The following is a 17707-nucleotide window of genomic DNA, read 5'->3' as shown; positions in this document are numbered from 1 at the left end:
GGTTAGGGTGAGGGGCTCTTTAACCCGCATCTTTTTCCTGTCCAGACAAGCTGTTACTGTACGGCCCACAAAGCCCAAGCCGCTGGATCGGATCTGACTTGAAGCGTGCCCTCCTCCTGCTCCTGATCAGCCTGGCCTTGAGCTCACCCGCAAGCGCGACGATTACCGAAAGTCATGGTTATGCGCAGTTCGGCACGCTCAAGTACCCGGCCAGATTTACCCACTTCGACTGGGTCAACCCGCAAGCGCCCAAGGGCGGCACGTTGCGGGTGATGGCGTTCGGCACCTTCGATACGGTCAATCCGTACACCTTCAAGGGCACCAGCCCGGTCACCACAGCGAATTTCCTCCAGTACGGCATCAACGAACTGAACGAGCCGCTGATGGTGGGTACCGGGCAGTATTCGCCGTCCGGCGACGAGCCGGCGTCGAGCTACGGTTTGATCGCACAATCGGTGGAGTACAGCGAAGATCGCAGCTGGGTCGTCTTCAATCTGCGCCCCGAGGCGCGTTTCCATGACGGCTCTCCCATCACCGCCTACGACGTCGCGTTCTCCTATCGAACGCTGCTCAAGGACGGCCATCCGCTGTATCGCACCGCGCTGCAGGAAGTGCTGCGGGTCGACATCCTCAACAAGCAGCGCATTCGCTTCGTGTTCAAGCGCTCGGGCAATCCGCTGCTGATCCTGCGTCTGGGCGAATTGCCGGTGCTGCCCCAGCATTACTGGAAAGACCGCGACTTCAAGGCCACCACCTTCGAACCACCGCTGGGCAGCGGGCCGTACCGCATCACCTCGGTAACGCCGGGGCGGCAGTTGATCTTCGAACGGGTCAAGGATTACTGGGGCAAGGACTTGCCGGTCAATCGCGGCAAGTACAATTTCGATCGCATGGAAGTCGAGTTCTATCGCGACAGCGATGTGGCGTTCGAAGCGTTCAAGGCCGGTGAGTTCGACATCTACATCGAGCATCAGGCGAAGAACTGGGTCAACGGTTACAACTTCCCTGCCGTACGGCGTGGCGAGGTGATCAAGGCGCAGATCCCGCATCAGATTCCGACCCAGACCCAAGGCCTGTTCATGAACACCCGCCGCGCGACCTTCGCCGACGTCAAGACCCGCGAAGCGCTGGGGCTGATGTTCGACTTCGAGTGGACCAACCGCGCGCTGTTCAGCGATGCCTACAAGCGCACCACAAGTTACTACCCCAACAGCGAATTCACCGCCTCGGGCCTGCCGGTCGGGCATGAATGGCTGATGCTCAAGCCGTACAAGGATCAGCTCCCGGCCAAGCTGTTCACCGAGCCATTCACCCTGCCGCAAACCGACGGTCGCGGCATTCCCCGGGAAACCATGCGCAAGGCATTGGCATTGCTCGCGGACGCCGGCTGGAAGCTCAACGGTCAGCGCTTGCAGAACGCCCAAGGCCAACCGCTGCGCTTCGAACTGCTGCTGGTCAATCCGAGCCTGGAGCGTCTCTACCAGCCGTATATCGAGAACCTCAACAGCATCGGCATCGACGCACGCCTGCGCACCGTCGATCGCGCGCAGTACAAACAGCGCCTCGATCAATTCGATTTCGACATGATCTCGATGACACTGGGCCAGACCTTGAGCCCGGGCCTTGAGCAGTGGCAGTACTTCCACTCCAGTCAGGTGAACGTCAAGGGCAGCAAGAATTACGCGGGCATCGCCAATCCGGTGGTCGATCACCTGCTCGAACAACTGCTCGCCGCGCGCACCCGCGACGAGCAGGTCGCCGCCGGCAAGGCGCTCGACCGCGTGCTGCTCTGGCAGCACTACAGCATTCCCAACTGGTACCTCAATTATCACCGTCTGGCCTACCGCAACCGGTTGGCCTTTGTCACCACGCCGCCCTACACCCTGGGCCTGAGCGCGTGGTGGCTGAAGTCTTCGGAGAAAGATCGATGAACCCTGTTCGCTTACTGCTCGTGCAGGCCAGCGGCTTGCTGTTCGCCGGGCTGGCCTGTGCCGCCCCGCAACACGCCGTGACCCTGTACAACGAGCCGCCGAAATACCCGGCCGACTTCAAGCATTTCGACTACGTGAACCCCGATGCGCCCAAGGGCGGCGTGTTTCGTCAAGCCGGTTTCGGCGGCTTCGACAGCCTCAACCCGTTCATCAACAAAGGCGTGCCCGCCGATGACATCGGGCAGATCTACGACACCCTGACCAAACACAGCCTCGACGAGCCGTTCACCGAATACGGTCTGATCGCCAGCAAAATCGAGAAAGCCGACGACAACAGCTGGGTGCGTTTCTACCTGCGCCCGGAAGCACGTTTCCATGACGGCCACCCGGTGCGCGCCGAAGACGTGGTGTTCAGCTTCGAGACGCTGACCAAGGAAGGCTCGCCGATGTTTCGCGGCTACTACAACGACGTCGCCGAAGCCATTGTCGAAGACCCGTTGAAAGTGCTGTTCAAGTTCAAACACAGCAACAACCGCGAACTGCCGCTGATCCTCGGCCAATTGCCAGTCCTGCCGAAACACTGGTGGGCCAGTCGCGATTTCAACAAGGGCAATCTGGAAATTCCGCTGGGCAGCGGCCCGTACAAGGTCACCGAAGTGAAGGCTGGCCGTTCGGTACGTTACGAACGGGTCAAGGATTACTGGGGCAAGGACTTGCCGGTCAACCGTGGTTTCTACAATTTCGACACGATGACCACCGACTACTACCGCGACAACACCGTTGCCCTCGAAGCGCTGAAGGCCGGGCAGTTCGATTACTGGCTGGAGATGACCGCGAAGAACTGGGCCAGCGCCTATAACGTTCCGGCGGTGACCGAGGGCCGTTTGATCAAGGAACTGATTCCCAACAGCAACCCGACCGGCATGCAGGGCTTCGTCTTCAACCTGCGCCGTCCGCTGTTCCAGGATGTCCGCGTGCGCCAGGCGCTTGGGCTGTTGTTCGATTTCGAATGGACCAACAAGCAATTGTTCAATGGCGCTTACGTGCGCACCCGCAGTTACTTCGAGAACTCGGAAATGGCCGCCACCGGCCTGCCGGACGCCGATCAGCGGACAATCCTTGAGCCATTCCGCAGCAAACTGCCGGCCCAGGTGTTCAGCGAAGCCTTCGAAAATCCGCAGACCGACGCCAGCGGCATGATCCGCACCCAGCAGCGCGAGGCGTATCAACTGTTGCAAGAGGCCGGCTGGAAGATCGTTGACGACAAAATGGTCGACGCCGCTGGCAAACCGGTGGTGATCGAATTCCTCCTCGCCCAGACCGAGTTCGAACGGGTGCTGCTGCCGTTCAAGCGCAACCTCAGCGACCTCGGCATTGATCTGGTGATCCGCCGCGTCGACGTCTCGCAGTACATCAATCGCGTGCGTTCGCGGGACTTCGACATGATGGTCGGCAGCTTTCCGCAGTCCAACTCGCCGGGCAACGAACAGCGCGAGTACTGGATGAGCGCCGCCGCCGACAAACCGAGCAGCCGCAACAGCATGGGCCTGAAGGATGCGACCGTTGACCAACTGGTGGAAAGCCTGATCAACGCCGACTCGCGCAAAAGCCTGGTGGCCCACGCCCGCGCGCTGGATCGCGTACTGCAATGGGGCTACTACGTAGTGCCGAACTGGCACATCAAGAGCTGGCGCGTGGCCTACTGGAACCACATCGGCCACCCAAAAACCTCGCCCAAGTACGACATCGGCATCAACACCTGGTGGGTCAAGCCTGACGCCAAACCGGCCGTAGAAGTCGAAACCCAACTGCAAGCCGACCCTGCGGGCACGGAGTAATCAGATGCTGGCGTATATCTTTCGGCGACTGCTGCTGATCATTCCGACCCTGTTCGGCATCCTGCTGATCAACTTCGTGATCATCCAGGCCGCGCCCGGCGGGCCGGTCGAGCAGATGATCGCCAAGCTCGAAGGCTTCGAAGGTGCTACCAGCCGGATTGCCGGCGGCGGTGCCGAGGTGGCGGTGGCCGGCTCGTCCTACCGTGGCGCGCAAGGGCTGGACCCGGCGCTGATCAAGGAAATCGAGCACATGTACGGGTTCGACAAATCGGCCCCGGAACGCCTGTGGATCATGGTCAAGAACTACGCGCAGCTGGATTTCGGCGACAGTTTCTTCCGCGACGCCAAGGTCATCGACCTGATCAAGGAAAAGATGCCGGTGTCGATCTCGCTGGGGCTGTGGAGCACGCTGATCATGTACTTGGTGTCGATCCCGCTGGGCATCGCCAAGGCCACGCGGCACGGCAGCCACTTCGACGTCTGGACCAGTTCGGCGATCATCGTCGGTTACGCGATCCCGGCGTTTCTGTTTGCGATCCTGCTGATCGTGGTGTTTGCCGGCGGCAGTTATCTCGACTGGTTCCCCCTGCGCGGCCTGACGTCGAACAACTTCGATGAGTTGAGCCTGGGCGGCAAGATCCTCGATTACTTCTGGCACCTGGCATTGCCCGTGACGGCGCTGGTGATCGGCAACTTCGCGACCATGACCCTGCTGACCAAAAACAGCTTCCTCGATGAAATCAACAAACAGTACGTGGTCACCGCCAAGGCCAAGGGCCTGACCCGCCATCGCGTGCTCTACGGCCACGTATTCCGCAACGCCATGCTGCTGGTGATTGCCGGTTTTCCTTCGGCGTTCATCGGTATTTTCTTCACCGGCTCGTTGCTGGTGGAAGTGATTTTCTCCCTCGACGGCCTCGGCCTGATGAGTTTCGAAGCGGCGATCAACCGCGACTACCCGGTAGTGTTCGGCACGCTGTTCATCTTCACCCTGCTGGGGCTGGTGGTGAAACTGATTGGCGACCTCACCTACACCTTTGTCGATCCGCGCATCGACTTCGCCAGCCGGGAGCATTGAGATGAACCTGTCCCCTCTCAACCGCCGGCGCTTCGAACTGTTCAAGGCCAACAAGCGTGGCTGGTGGTCGCTGTGGCTGTTTCTGATTCTGTTCGGCCTGAGTCTGGGTGCCGAGCTGATCGCCAACGACAAACCGCTGGTCGTGCATTACGACAACAACTGGTATTTCCCGGCGATCAAACGCTACCCGGAAACCGCCTTCGGTGGCGAATTCCCGCTGGAAGCCAACTACAAGAGCCCATACATCCGTGAGCTGCTCAAAGCCAAGGACGCGTGGATTCTGTGGGCGCCGATCCCCTACAGCTACCAGAGCATCAACTACGATCTGAAAGTCCCGGCCCCGGCGCCACCCTCGGCGGACAACCTGCTGGGCACCGACGATCAGGGCCGCGACGTGTTGGCGCGGGTGATCTACGGTTTCCGCATTTCCGTGCTGTTTGCCCTGACGTTGACCGTATTGAGTTCGATCATCGGCGTGATTGCCGGGGCGCTACAGGGTTTCTACGGTGGCTGGGTCGATCTGGCCGGGCAGCGTTTTCTGGAAATCTGGTCGGGCCTGCCGGTGCTGTACCTGCTGATCATCCTCGCCAGTTTCGTCCAGCCGAATTTCTGGTGGCTGCTGGGGATCATGCTGCTGTTCTCGTGGATGAGTCTGGTCGATGTGGTGCGCGCCGAGTTCCTCCGTGGGCGCAATCTGGAATACGTGCGTGCCGCCCGCGCGCTGGGCATGCAGAACGGCGCGATCATGTTCCGCCACATCCTGCCCAACGCCATGGTCTCGACCATGACCTTCATGCCGTTCATCCTCACCGGCGCCATCGGCACCCTCACCGCGCTGGACTTCCTCGGTTTCGGCTTGCCGGCGGGCAGCCCGTCGCTGGGCGAACTGGTCGCCCAGGGCAAATCCAACCTGCAGGCGCCATGGCTGGGCATGAGCGCGTTTGCCGTGCTGGCATTGATGTTGAGTTTGCTGGTGTTCATCGGCGAGTCCGCTCGCGATGCCTTCGACCCGAGGAAGTGAAATGAATCAGGACAATCTGATCGAAGTGCGCGACCTCGCCGTCGAATTCGGTTTCGGCGAGCGGGTACACCGTGTGGTCGAGGGCGTGAGCTTCGACATCAAGCGCGGCGAAACCCTGGCGCTGGTCGGCGAATCAGGCTCAGGCAAATCGGTGACGGCGCATTCGATCCTGCGCCTGTTGCCCTACCCCATGGCGCGGCATCCGACCGGCAGCATCAATTATGCCGGGCAGAATCTGCTGGGCCTGAGCGAAAAGACCATTCGTCACATTCGTGGCAACCGCATTGCGATGATTTTTCAGGAACCGATGACCTCGCTGAATCCGCTGCACTCGATCGAGAAGCAGATCAACGAAATTCTCGGCATCCACAAGGGCTTGAGCGGCAAAGTTGCGACCAGACGGACTTTGGAGCTGCTGGAAATGGTCGGCATACCCGAGCCGCACAAGCGCCTCAAGGCCCTGCCCCATGAATTGTCCGGCGGCCAGCGGCAGCGGGTGATGATCGCCATGGCCCTGGCCAACGAGCCGGAATTGCTGATTGCCGACGAACCGACCACGGCGCTGGACGTGACCGTTCAGCTGAAAATCCTCGATTTGCTCAAGGATCTTCAGGCTCGATTGGGCATGTCGCTGCTACTGATCAGTCATGATTTGAACCTGGTGCGAAGAATTGCGCATCGCGTATGTGTCATGCAGCGCGGTTGCATCGTCGAACAGGCATCGTGCGCAGAGCTGTTCCGTTCGCCGCAGCATCCGTACACTCGGGAATTGCTCGGCGCGGAGCCCAGCGGCGGCCCGGCAAACAATGCAATCGGTGCGCCGCTGCTCGAAGTCGAGGACCTGAAAGTCTGGTTTCCGATCAAGAAAGGCCTGCTCAAGCGCACGGTGGATTACGTCAAGGCAGTGGACGGCATCAATTTCAGCCTGCCTCAGGGTCAGACCCTGGGGATCGTCGGCGAAAGCGGTTCCGGCAAATCCACCCTCGGTCTGGCGATTTTGCGCCTGATCGGCAGCAAAGGCGCGATCCGCTTTGAAGGCAAGCAGCTAGACTGCCTGACGCAGAGCGAGGTTCGCCCGCTGCGCCGGGAGATGCAGGTGGTGTTTCAGGACCCGTTCGGCAGCCTGAGCCCGCGCATGTGCGTCAACGACATCGTTGGCGAAGGCCTGCGGATACACAAGATGGGCACCGCCGCCGAACAGGAAGCGGCGATCATCGCGGCATTGAAGGAGGTAGGTCTGGATCCGGAAACCCGGCACCGCTACCCCCACGAATTTTCCGGTGGGCAACGGCAACGAATTGCCATTGCCCGGGCCCTGGTGCTCAAACCGGCGCTGATCCTGCTGGACGAGCCGACTTCGGCGCTCGACCGGACGGTGCAGCGGCAAGTAGTGGAGCTGTTGCGTTCACTGCAAGCCAAGTACAACCTGACGTATTTGTTCATCAGCCATGACCTGGCTGTCGTCAAAGCGCTGAGCCACCAACTGATGGTGGTCAAGCATGGCCAAGTGGTCGAACAGGGAGACGCGCAAAGTATCTTTGCCGCCCCCCAACATCCGTATACACAGCAGTTGCTGGAAGCCGCTTTTCTGGCACCAGCCACTGCGCAATAACCTGAAAGAGGAGCAACACATGGGTTTTCTCGCCGGTAAGCGCGTACTGATCGTCGGTGTCGCCAGCAAGCTGTCCATCGCATCCGGCATCGCTGCCGCCATGCATCGCGAGGGCGCTGAGCTTGCCTTCACTTATCAGAACGACAAACTCAAGGGTCGCGTCGAAGAGTTCGCACAGGGCTGGGGTTCGAGCCCTGAGCTGTGCTTCCCGTGCGACGTGGCCAGCGATGAAGAAATCGCCAAGGTCTTCGAACAACTGAGCAAGAAGTGGGACGGCCTGGACTGTATCGTGCACTCCGTCGGCTTCGCGCCGGGCGACCAACTGGACGGCGACTTCACCGAAGCCACCACCCGTGAAGGTTTCCGCATCGCTCACGACATCAGCGCCTACAGCTTCGTGGCTCTGGCCAAGGCCGGTCGCGAAATGATGAAAGGTCGCAATGGCAGCCTGCTGACCCTGTCGTACCTGGGCGCCGAGCGCACCATGCCGAACTACAACGTGATGGGCATGGCCAAGGCTTCGCTGGAAGCCGGCGTCCGTTACCTGGCCGGTTCCCTCGGCCCGGACGGCACCCGCGTCAACTGCGTGTCGGCTGGTCCGATCCGCACCCTGGCCGCTTCCGGCATCAAGAACTTCCGCAAGATGCTGGCCGCCAACGAAGCGCAGACTCCGCTGCGCCGCAACGTCACCATCGAAGAAGTCGGCAACGCCGGCGCCTTCCTGTGCTCCGACCTGGCGTCGGGCATCAGCGGTGAAATCATGTACGTCGACGGTGGCTTCAACACCACCGCCATGGGCAACATCGAAGAGTGATCTTCGGTTAGCCAATAAAAAACCCGCCGAATCTGGCGGGTTTTTTACGCCCGGAGAAAAGATCGCCGCACTACATATGTACCGCCAACCACTGTGCTCTGCCTTCGATACTCGGCTCTTAATGCTTGTCAGCCGCCAGGGAGGCACAAATGAACGACACACCGGTACATGAACAGACGCTGCTCCAGAATCTCATCGCGGAATTGACTGCCGTTCCGGTGGTCACCGCCGCCACGCCGACGCGTACGCTGGACGTGCCCCGTCCGTGCCTGCTGCGCGAGTGGATGGAGCTTTACTGGAACGCCCTCGAACGCCCCGAGTTTCTCGACTGGGCCAGCCGCTTCCATATCGACCTGGACACCCTGCAGATCAAAGGCGACACCCTGCACGCACAAACGCCAGCCAATGGCTCAAGCGGTGTTCGCACTTTCACTCTGGAAGATGATTCTGGCTGGTGGCAGATGGCGCCCATGTTGCTGTCGATTTCCCAGCGCATAGATCCTGCCGGCTTGGGTTTGCCTTACATCGGCGGCAAGTCGGCCAACCCCCTGTACCGCTTTCCACGGCAAGTGGTATTGGCGTTCTACGGTTATCCGGAACCGCAAAACGCGGTGCAGGCCGGGGTCATTGTGACCGAACTGAAAAACACAGGCTTTGCCCCCATTGATGATGACGGCCACACCACTTCAGCCGTAGTCAAGGAACGTAACGAGCAACTGGAGGATTTCAGGGCCATCGCCGAGTGCATCGATGAAGTGTTGCTGACGAGGGATCCCTTCGAGGAGCGCAGCTTTCTCGACACTCCCGTAACGCTCACTTCAGCCTCTGTTTCCGCTCCTGTCAGAGGGCCGCGCCTTAAACTGCGCGAGCTTCTGGCTCGTTACGAGTTTCCATCGCCGGAAGATGCCGGGCAAGCCGAAGCGCTTGCGAAACGTCTGCGACAACACCGCTGGCCGGAACTGCCCTACGTCAGTGACTACGTGCAGACCGCCGACCCCATCCGCAGCTATCGCGAAAGCTTCGCCGACCTCGAAGACGGTCGGCATATTGTCCGGCGCCTTGAGGCACTGAGCTGGAACAAGGCACCCGACGCCAAAATCGATTACGAGGAATTCAGCGAGCCCCATCCGGATTCCGCGCTGGCGGAGTGGATGACGCTCGGCCAGCGTCAATTGCAGATATTCAGCTCCAATGCGGATTTTCAAGCCATTCTGCAGCAGCACGGGTTGCCTGCCGACAGTCAATTGCTGGTGAGCGACACCGGGCATGTCGGTACCGCCAGTGCCAAAGGCTGGGTGACTTTGACGACTCAGGTAGAAAAGAACACTGATCTGAAACTTCATCGCGATCGGCTTACAGCCAAGGCACGCAAAGCCGGCGGAGCCCTCCGTTCGAGCGGTAAAGTCACGCTTGGGCAGATGTTGCGCTTCTACAACCTGCCTTTGCCGAAAACTGTCGAGCACGCACTCGCCATGGCGAAATGGTACAGGGTCGATCTGCACACGCGTCCCGGACACATGAACCACTGGTATCTGTTAGGTCAGCCCTGGACACAAACCGAGGGGTTCACGACGTCACAACGTCAGAGCATTATCGACACCACCCAAAGGTTTTTGCCCGAAGACTCGCCGCCCTTGATCGACTACCTCAGTGAAGGCGTCGATACCGACCTGCCGCTCAATACGCTCAAGGCAAAAGCCGATTACCTGATCAGCTGTATCCTGATCACGCCACGCGCCCGGACGCTGGGCAATCAATTGGTGAAGAACCTGGGGGCGCCGGTCGGAAAAAAACGTCTTTTGGCCACCAATCGCGATCGCCTGTTGCTCGCTGCATTGATTCTCAGCCTGGAACCGAGCGCCGGTGAGGATTTGAACCGAATCGTCGACCAGCGTCTGGAGGGCCACGATTTCTGGGGCGACAACTATGATGAGGTACGCCGGTTCATCGACCGGCAGCCGCAGCTCACGAGGGTCAACAACAAGACATTGGCGACCCACCTGTTGTTGTCGGGCATAGCGCCGGAGTTTCTCACCCGCGACATTCCTGCATCACTCTCCTACATGAGTTGCCTGCACTGGGTGTGGTTCAAGCAAGTCGTGCTGTATATCGAAAGCCGCCTGCCGGGCGTGGCGCGCTTGATGAGCTACCCACAACTGAGCCAGCTGACCAAAGGCCCGGCTCCGACGGACTTCTACCAATTCCTGCGCGGGGAGGCCTGTGCCTCGATTGTCATAGACTGGGCGGTTGCCAGAGGGTTGATCCAGCGCAACGCCGAATTTCAGGTCACGATTTATGACGCCACGACGATGAAGCAGGCCGACCTGCTCTTTCGCGGTCACACTCGTTTGCTGGACGATTTAGACCGGCAGGCGTTTCTGACGACGCCGCCCACTCCTTCCACGGTTGCCCTGACGGATCTGCGCCAGGTTTTCTCCGATAACCCACACCTGACGGAGAAGGTGCTGTTTGTCCCAGCCTCGAATGCCGAGTCCGATGCGCCGCATTACTCTCTGGGCGAACTGCATATGGCCGGCAAGCTGGCAGGCGACCTGCAGGGTTGGCAATCGAGCAATCCACAGCTGCAACTGGCGTCCATGAAGGCGTCGCTGCCCAGACTGCAAAGCGTGGCAACCTCTTTCCATGCGGCACTGGCTGCACGCCTCAAGCAGATGAAGGACGCGCATACCGCGTTTCTCAAGGAAGCGTTTTGTAGTTTGCCGCTGGCGCAACGGCTCGACATCGAAGACTACAGGCTGGAATTGCTGGCCCTGCGGCCCACATCAACGACCGCGAACAAGTCAATTTCCGACGCCGCAGCGCCCTTCGGCATCCTTGCACTGCTGCATGGGGAGACAACCCGGGTGTGCGAAATTTTCACCTGCAGGAATGAAGTGGTCGTGCGTCGTGATATCGATATCACCTTGCTCACGCCATCGGTGGCGAAAGAAGCGCCGAAATCGCTGCCCCTGGATGCCGAAGCCTACCGGCACGGCACCCTTCCCCGCTCAAACGCCACCTGCAACGCGTTCATCAGTCTACTCGACATTGAAGGCGCCCCCCTGGAGCAACAAGCACGCCCCGCCGTGCCTGACACCTTTGCCTCGAGGAAGGTCAACGCCATCGCCAGCACCGCCGTCCGGCACCTGTTCGACGCCTATGAGGCGCAAGCCTTGCAAGAGGCGCTGCGAGTGCCCGACCTCAAGGATGCTGCTGCCAGTCATGAGAAATGGCTGGCGTTTTACCGCAAGCTGAGTCCGCCCAAAGTCTGAGCCCTGGCGAGATTGCATTGAATGAGCTGACGCCTTCGCGAGCAGGCTCGCTGCCACAGGGGTTGGCGGCCAAACAAAAAATCAACAACACCGCCAAACCTGTAGGAGTGAGCCTGCTCGCGATAGCATTTTATCTGTGACTTGAGGACTGCCTGACACACCGCTATCGCGAGCAGGCTCACTCCTGCCTTTGATTTGCGGCTGAACTAGCAGCCTTTCAGAGTCTGTTTGTGCGCATACATCGCGCTATCCGCATCGGCCAACAGGCGATCTACGGTGTCATGACGCGCGGGATCGTATTCGATCTGGCCAACGCTGAAGCGAATCGCGTAACCCCGGTGCAGCGTCGCGTTGCGCTCTTCAAGGATTTCCTTGAGCCGCGCCATGATCCGTGTGGTTTCGACGTGACTGGAGCCGGTCAGCAACGCGACAAACTCATCGCCACCCAGGCGCCCGACCACATCACTCTCGCGAAAGGCAATGCGCAACACATCGGCGAAGGTCTTCAGCGCGCTGTCACCTTCGGCATGGCCGTACAGATCGTTGATCTGCTTGAAGTCGTTGAGATCGAAAAACAGCAGCGTCGCCGGTCGGTTCAGGCGCGCGCAGGCGTCCAGCGCGTGCTGGGCCAGTTGTTTGAAACCGCGACGATTGGACAACAGCGTCAGTTCATCCATGCTCGCCAGCTGCACCGCCGTCAGCTCTTGCTCGGCCATCTGCGCAAGGTCACGCAGCAGGGCCCGCTCTTCGTCGTCGAGGTTGCGGGGTTTGGTATCGATCAGGCACAAGGTGCCCATCTTGTTGCCGTCGGGCACGGTCAGCGGATAACCGGCGTAAAAGCGAATATTCGGCGCGCCCGTGACCAGCGGATTGTCATGGAAACGCAGGTCTTCCCGCGCATCAGGCACCAGCATCAACTCGTCCTGCAAAATCGCATGGCCGCAGAACGAGACATCGCGCGACGTCTCGCTGACATCAAGCCCCACACAGGACTTGAACCACTGACGATCCTTGTCCACGAGTGTGACCAACGCGATCGGCACATTGAACAAGCGCTTGGCCAGGCGCGTCAGGCGATCGAAGCGTTCTTCGGGAGCCGAGTCGAGGTTAAGGCCGTGCAACGCGTCAATTCGGGCAGCTTCATTGGCAGGTTTTCCGGGCACCAGCATGCGCACACTCCGTAGACAGTCATGCGTTCAGCGTAGCGCTAAATCGTGGTGGCTTCACATCTGCGCCACCGGACACGGCCCGCCGGCATCGGCCCAGAGTTTGAATTGCGCGACGAAAATATCGTGCGGTACCGGCACCGGAGCGCGCCCTGCCCCGGGATTCCAGCCCCAGAGCACCAGTTTGTCTTCGCTGACGTGTTTTAACAGTGCGGCGAAATCGCGATCGCCGTTGCTCGCGCGGTCCTTGATCATCGCGCAGAGCTTGTCCGAAGGCAGGCCGATCCAGGCCATTTTGTGCGCCGCCGGTGGCAGGCTCCAGTGCGGCGCGCCCGGAGGTGCATGGGGGCCGTAACTGGCCGGTGGATTGCTTTCAGCGTGGCAGGTGGCGCAGGGCAAACCGGCGGCGCCCTTGCCGTCCATGCCGCGCACCACGTTCATCGCATGGGGAATGCCGGCATCGAACTGCAACGGCGAATCGCCGGGAATGTGACAGTTCTGGCAGCGCGGGCTCTGGAAAACTTTCTGCACCGTGCCGAAGGCTTGCAACGCCTGCTGATCCTCGGCAAACAGGTCCGAGGCGTAGCCACCAAGGCCCAGCAACACGACGGTGCCCAGCACCAGATGTCGTTTCATCTCACACCCCCGACAGTTGCAGTGGCAGTTCGCGCAGACGTTGCCCGGTCAAGGCGAACACTGCATTGGCCACTGCCGGCGCGGTCGGTGGCACGCCGGGCTCGCCGATGCCGCCGGGTTTTTCGCTGCTGGGGACGATATGCACTTCGACCACCGGCATTTCATTGAGCCGCAGCACCTGATAATCGTGATAGTTGGACTGCACGACACCGCCGTCCTTCACGGTGAGCTTGCTGTGCAGGGCCATGCCGAGGCCGAAGGTGATGCACGATTCCATCTGCGCAGCGATGCTCTGCGGATTCACCGCAATGCCGCAGTCCACCGCGCACACCACCCGATGCACGCGAATCGCCAGATTGTCCTGCGACACCTCCGCCACTTGCGCCACGTAGCTGCCGAACGACTCGTGCACCGCCACGCCGAGGGCATGCCCGTCGGGTAGCGCCGCGCCCCAGTTGGCCTTCTCCACCGCCAGGTTGAGCACGCCAAGATGCCGCGGATGCGCCTTGAGCAGCGTGCGCCGGTACTCCACCGGATCCTTGCCTGCCGCCGTCGCCAGTTCATCGATCAGCGACTCCATGACGAAACCGGTGTGGGTGTGGCCCACCGAACGCAGCCACAGCACGTTGATGCCGGTCTGCGGCGAATGCAGATCGACCTGATGATCAGGCAGGTCCTTGATGTACGGACTGTCGGCCACACCCTCGACCGAGGTCGCATCGATGCCATTCTTGACCATTGCCGCCTCGAGCATCGTTCCGGTCATGATCGATTGCCCGACCAGCACATGCTGCCAACTCATCGGCAGGCCATCGACGCCCAGCCCAACCTGGGCGTGATGCAGGTACATCGAGCGGTAATAGCCGCCGCGAATGTCATCTTCGCGCGCCCACACGGTTTTCACCGGCAGGCCTGCCGCTTTCGCGACTTGCACGGCTTCGGCGACAAAATCCGAGGTCGGGTTGGCGCGGCGCCCGAAACCACCGCCGAGAAATTCCGTGTGTATCTCGACCTGCTCAGGTTTGAGCCCGGTGATCTTGCTGGCGACCATCTGGTCGAGGGTCTGAAATTGCGTGCCGGTCCAGATTTCGCATTTGCCGGTGCTGATCTTCACCGTGCAATTGAGCGGCTCCATCGGCGCATGGGCCAGATACGGCACGCTGTATTCGACATCGATTTTCTTCGCAGCCTTGGCGAAATGGGCCTTGGCGTCCCCGGCCTGAGTGGCGGACGTACCCGGCGTCGCCGCGAGTTTGCGGAAACTCTCCAGCAGCTTTTCGCTGCTCATATCGGCAAGCGGTCCCAGGTCCCAATCGACCTTCAGCGCATCGCGCCCCAGCTTCGCCGCCCAGAAATGCTCGGCCACCACCGCTACTCCGCTGGGTACCTGCAGCACTTTGTGCACGCCGGGAATCGCCAGCGCTGCGGCGCCTTCGAAAGATTTGACCGTGGCGCCGAACACCGGCGCGCGAGCGACCATGGCGGTCATCAGGCCCTCGAACTGCACGTCCATGCCGAATCTGGCGCGGCCGGTGATCTTCTCCGGGGTGTCGAGACGTTTGGTCGGTTTGCCGATGACTTTCCAGTCCTTGGCTTCCTTGAACGTGATGGTTTTCGGGTCCGGCACCGGCAGTTGCCCGGCGGCATCGGCCAGATCGCCGTAGGTGGCGCGCTGGTCCCCGGCGATCACCACGCCCGATTCAGTGCGAATCGTCGACGGCGCGACGTCAAAGCGCTTGGCGGCAGCTTCCACCAACATCTGCCGCGCCGTCGCCCCGGCCAGGCGATATCGGTCAAATTCCATCCAGGTCGAAGTCGAGCCTCCGGTGATCTGCATGCCGCCGAACGCTGGCAAACCGTAATCCGCCGCCGAGGCTGGCGAGTGTTGAACGCTGATTTTCGACCAGTCGGCGTCGAGCTCTTCGGCGATCAGCATGGTCAGGCCGGTCCAGATGCCCTGGCCCATTTCCGAATGGCCGAGCAGCACGGTGACGCTGTCGTCCGCCGCGATACGCAGAAACGCATTCGGCGCGAACGTCTTGTTCTGATCCTCTGCCGCGCGGGCAAAGCGATGGGCGCCGGGCACCACAAACGCCACCATCAGGCCGCCACCCAACACGGCACTGCCCTTGAGAAACCCCCGACGCGATACCGGACTGTTCATCGTCCATCTCCCACAGAATGAATCAGCCGATTTCGGCGGCGCGTTTGACCGCTGCGCGAATGCGCGGATAGGTGCCGCAGCGACAGATGTTGCCGGAGAGCGCCTGATCGATATCGCTGTCGGTGGGCTTGGGGATTTTCGCCAGCAGTGCGGCGGCGGACATGATCTGCCCGGACTGGCAGTAACCGCACTGGACCACGTCGAGTTCGGCCCAGGCCTGTTGCACCGGGTGCGAACCATCGGTGGACAAGCCTTCGATGGTGAGGATTTTCTGCCCGTGGGCGACGGCGGTAGCCGGGGTAATGCAGGAGCGTAATGGCGCACCGTCGACGTGCACGGTGCACGCGCCGCACTGGGCCATGCCACAGCCGAACTTGGTGCCGGTCAGGTGCGCGACATCACGCAGAACCCAGAGCAACGGCATGTCGGCGGGGACATCGAGCTCCTGATCCTTGCCATTGATATTCAGGGTCAGCATCGGCGGGTTTCCTCAGACTCACGGTGTTGCGAAGGGACGTCGCTGTGGCTGCAAAACCTACGGACGCCCGCGCTTATCCCTTTCAGCAAAGCTTAATTTGCGCACGAAGCCAGACGTTGTGACCAGCGGTCATGCAGAGGCCGACATTAATCCTACAGTTGATAACGGCTCGCACTGAGTCGTCGTATCTCTGCGCAACCGGTCCGCGAAACTCGCGGTTGTCCATCACAGGTCAGGAGTAACGAATATGGGTTTTGTCACCACTCGAGACGGCGTCGACATCTTCTACAAGGACTGGGGCCCGCGCGACGCTCCGGTGATCCATTTCCACCACGGCTGGCCGCTCAGTTCGGATGACTGGGACGCGCAGATGCTGTTTTTTCTCGCGCAGGGCTTTCGGGTGATTGCCCATGATCGGCGCGGGCACGGGCGCTCAAGCCAGGTCTGGGACGGCCACGACATGGACCACTACGCCGACGATGTGCTGGCCGTGGTCAATCATCTGGGTACGAACAACGTTGTCCATGTTGGCCATTCCACGGGCGGCGGCGAAGTGATCCATTACATTGCCCGGCATGGTCAGGACAAGGTCAGCAAAGCGGTGCTGATCAGTGCCGTGCCACCGTTGATGGTGCAGACCGAAAGCAACCCGGGCGGTTTGCCGAAATCGGTGTTCGATGGCTTTCAGGCGCAATTGGCAGCGAACCGGGCGCAGTTTTATCGCGATGTGCCGAGCGGACCTTTCTACGGCTACAACCGTCCTGGCGCCGAGGCGTCGGAAGGGATCATCGCCAACTGGTGGCGCCAGGGCATGATCGGCGGCGCCAAGGCGCACTATGACGGCATCGTCGCGTTTTCGCAGACTGACTTCACCGAAGACCTGAAAAAAGTCAGCGTGCCGGTGCTGGTGATGCACGGCGAAGACGACCAGATCGTGCCGTACGCCAACTCCGGGCCGTTGTCGGCGAAACTGCTGCCCAATGGCACGCTGAAATCGTATCCGGGGTTTCCGCATGGCATGCCGACGACGCAGGCGGAGACGATCAATGCGGATTTGCTGACGTTTATTCGCGGGTGACATCACGGACCTACGCGATCCCCTGTAGGAGTGAGCCTGCTCGCGATGGCGGTGGGTCAGTCAATTCAATAGTGACTGACCCACCGCCATCGCGAGCAAGCTCGCTCCCACAGTTGGAATTGGGTATATCCGCCAGAGACTGGTCGGCTATAAGGCCGCCATCGCTGGCAAGCCAGCTCCCAGAGGGATCAGGGTAGATCCGCTGTTCATTCGTATCTTTGAGATAGCTATCGCGAGCAGGCTCACTCCTACAAGAGCAAGAGCAAGAGCAAGAGCAAGAGCAAGAGCAAGAGCAGGAGCAAAAGATCGCAGCCTTCGGCAGCTCCTACAGTCTCGCGTTCACCTCTGGGCCGAGTGTCAGCTCGCCTGCTTTTGATCTTGATCCACCGGCCCCGTCGGAAGGCTGAGCGGAGGGATTTATCCGGGGGTGGGAGCGCAGCGACCGTCTGGCGCAGCCAGACACAGCGGAAGGAGGTGCAGCGAAGCAAACCGGAGACGCTGCGCCCGGATCGATCCCGCAGCGAAGGAACCCCGAGCCCGCGAGGGGCCGAACGTCGGAGCAAGCCTTTTGGGTTACCTTTTTGGCGTTTGAAAAAGGTGACCCGCCGTAAGGGCGGAA

12 protein-coding genes are annotated in these 17707 nt (G+C 60.7%); 8 read left to right on the top strand and 4 right to left on the bottom strand.

Annotation, left to right across the window (positions count from 1 at the left end):
* The first annotated feature begins 98 nt into the window (after positions 1-98).
* The 7 genes from AC0Z4S_RS00245 (at position 99) to AC0Z4S_RS00215 (ending at position 11566) form a co-directional block, all read left to right on the top strand.
* Positions 99-1931, top strand: a complete 1833-nt coding sequence (locus AC0Z4S_RS00245) for an extracellular solute-binding protein (RefSeq protein WP_485621583.1) — start codon at positions 99-101, stop codon at positions 1929-1931.
* Complete coding sequence (locus AC0Z4S_RS00240) at positions 1928-3769, top strand: extracellular solute-binding protein (protein WP_485621582.1); 1842 nt, start codon at positions 1928-1930, stop codon at positions 3767-3769. Before AC0Z4S_RS00245 ends, AC0Z4S_RS00240 begins: the two co-directional genes overlap by 4 nt.
* A gap of 4 nt (positions 3770-3773) precedes the next feature.
* Positions 3774-4847, top strand: coding sequence for a microcin C ABC transporter permease YejB (locus AC0Z4S_RS00235; protein WP_016774154.1), 1074 nt, complete (start codon positions 3774-3776; stop codon positions 4845-4847).
* A 1-nt stretch (position 4848) separates the two neighbouring features.
* Positions 4849-5868 (top strand): ABC transporter permease, encoded by a 1020-nt coding sequence (locus AC0Z4S_RS00230; protein WP_016774153.1) that lies wholly within the window; start codon positions 4849-4851, stop codon positions 5866-5868.
* Position 5869: 1 nt separating this feature from the next.
* Positions 5870-7480, top strand: a complete 1611-nt coding sequence (locus tag AC0Z4S_RS00225) for an ABC transporter ATP-binding protein (RefSeq protein WP_485621581.1) — start codon at positions 5870-5872, stop codon at positions 7478-7480.
* Positions 7481-7499: 19 nt separating this feature from the next.
* The gene (fabI, locus tag AC0Z4S_RS00220) at positions 7500-8294 is read left to right on the top strand and encodes an enoyl-ACP reductase FabI (RefSeq protein WP_014339032.1); all 795 of its coding nucleotides are present in this window, start codon (positions 7500-7502) and stop codon (positions 8292-8294) included.
* A 149-nt stretch (positions 8295-8443) separates the two neighbouring features.
* Entirely contained in the window at positions 8444-11566 is a 3123-nt protein-coding gene (locus tag AC0Z4S_RS00215) for a hypothetical protein (protein ID WP_485621580.1), read from the top strand.
* Positions 11567-11772: 206 nt separating this feature from the next.
* Here AC0Z4S_RS00215 and AC0Z4S_RS00210 read toward each other — a convergent pair whose 3' ends face one another.
* The 4 genes from AC0Z4S_RS00210 to AC0Z4S_RS00195 are packed head-to-tail and all read right to left on the bottom strand — an operon-like array spanning position 11773 to position 16010.
* Positions 11773-12735 carry a sensor domain-containing diguanylate cyclase gene (locus AC0Z4S_RS00210; RefSeq protein ID WP_485621579.1) on the bottom strand — a complete coding sequence of 321 codons (963 nt, stop codon included), beginning with the start codon at positions 12733-12735 and terminating at the stop codon, positions 11773-11775.
* Between the two features lie 54 nt (positions 12736-12789).
* Positions 12790-13368 (bottom strand): hypothetical protein, encoded by a 579-nt coding sequence (locus AC0Z4S_RS00205; protein ID WP_130000055.1) that lies wholly within the window; start codon positions 13366-13368, stop codon positions 12790-12792.
* Between the two features lies 1 nt (position 13369).
* Positions 13370-15532 (bottom strand): xanthine dehydrogenase family protein molybdopterin-binding subunit, encoded by a 2163-nt coding sequence (locus AC0Z4S_RS00200; RefSeq protein ID WP_485621578.1) that lies wholly within the window; start codon positions 15530-15532, stop codon positions 13370-13372.
* Positions 15533-15554: 22 nt separating this feature from the next.
* The gene (locus AC0Z4S_RS00195; protein ID WP_010459764.1) at positions 15555-16010 is read right to left on the bottom strand and encodes a (2Fe-2S)-binding protein; all 456 of its coding nucleotides are present in this window, start codon (positions 16008-16010) and stop codon (positions 15555-15557) included.
* 247 nt (positions 16011-16257) lie between these two features.
* Between AC0Z4S_RS00195 and AC0Z4S_RS00190 the strand changes: the two genes are divergently transcribed.
* A complete protein-coding gene (locus AC0Z4S_RS00190) occupies positions 16258-17088 on the top strand; it encodes an alpha/beta fold hydrolase (protein WP_485621577.1) in 831 nt (276 codons plus the stop codon).
* The last annotated feature ends 619 nt before the right edge of the window (positions 17089-17707 follow it).

The sequence above is a fragment of the Pseudomonas sp. 1L-B-1-E-C1 genome (genome assembly GCF_057291835.1).
This window is presented reverse-complemented; position numbering and strand designations above follow the sequence as displayed.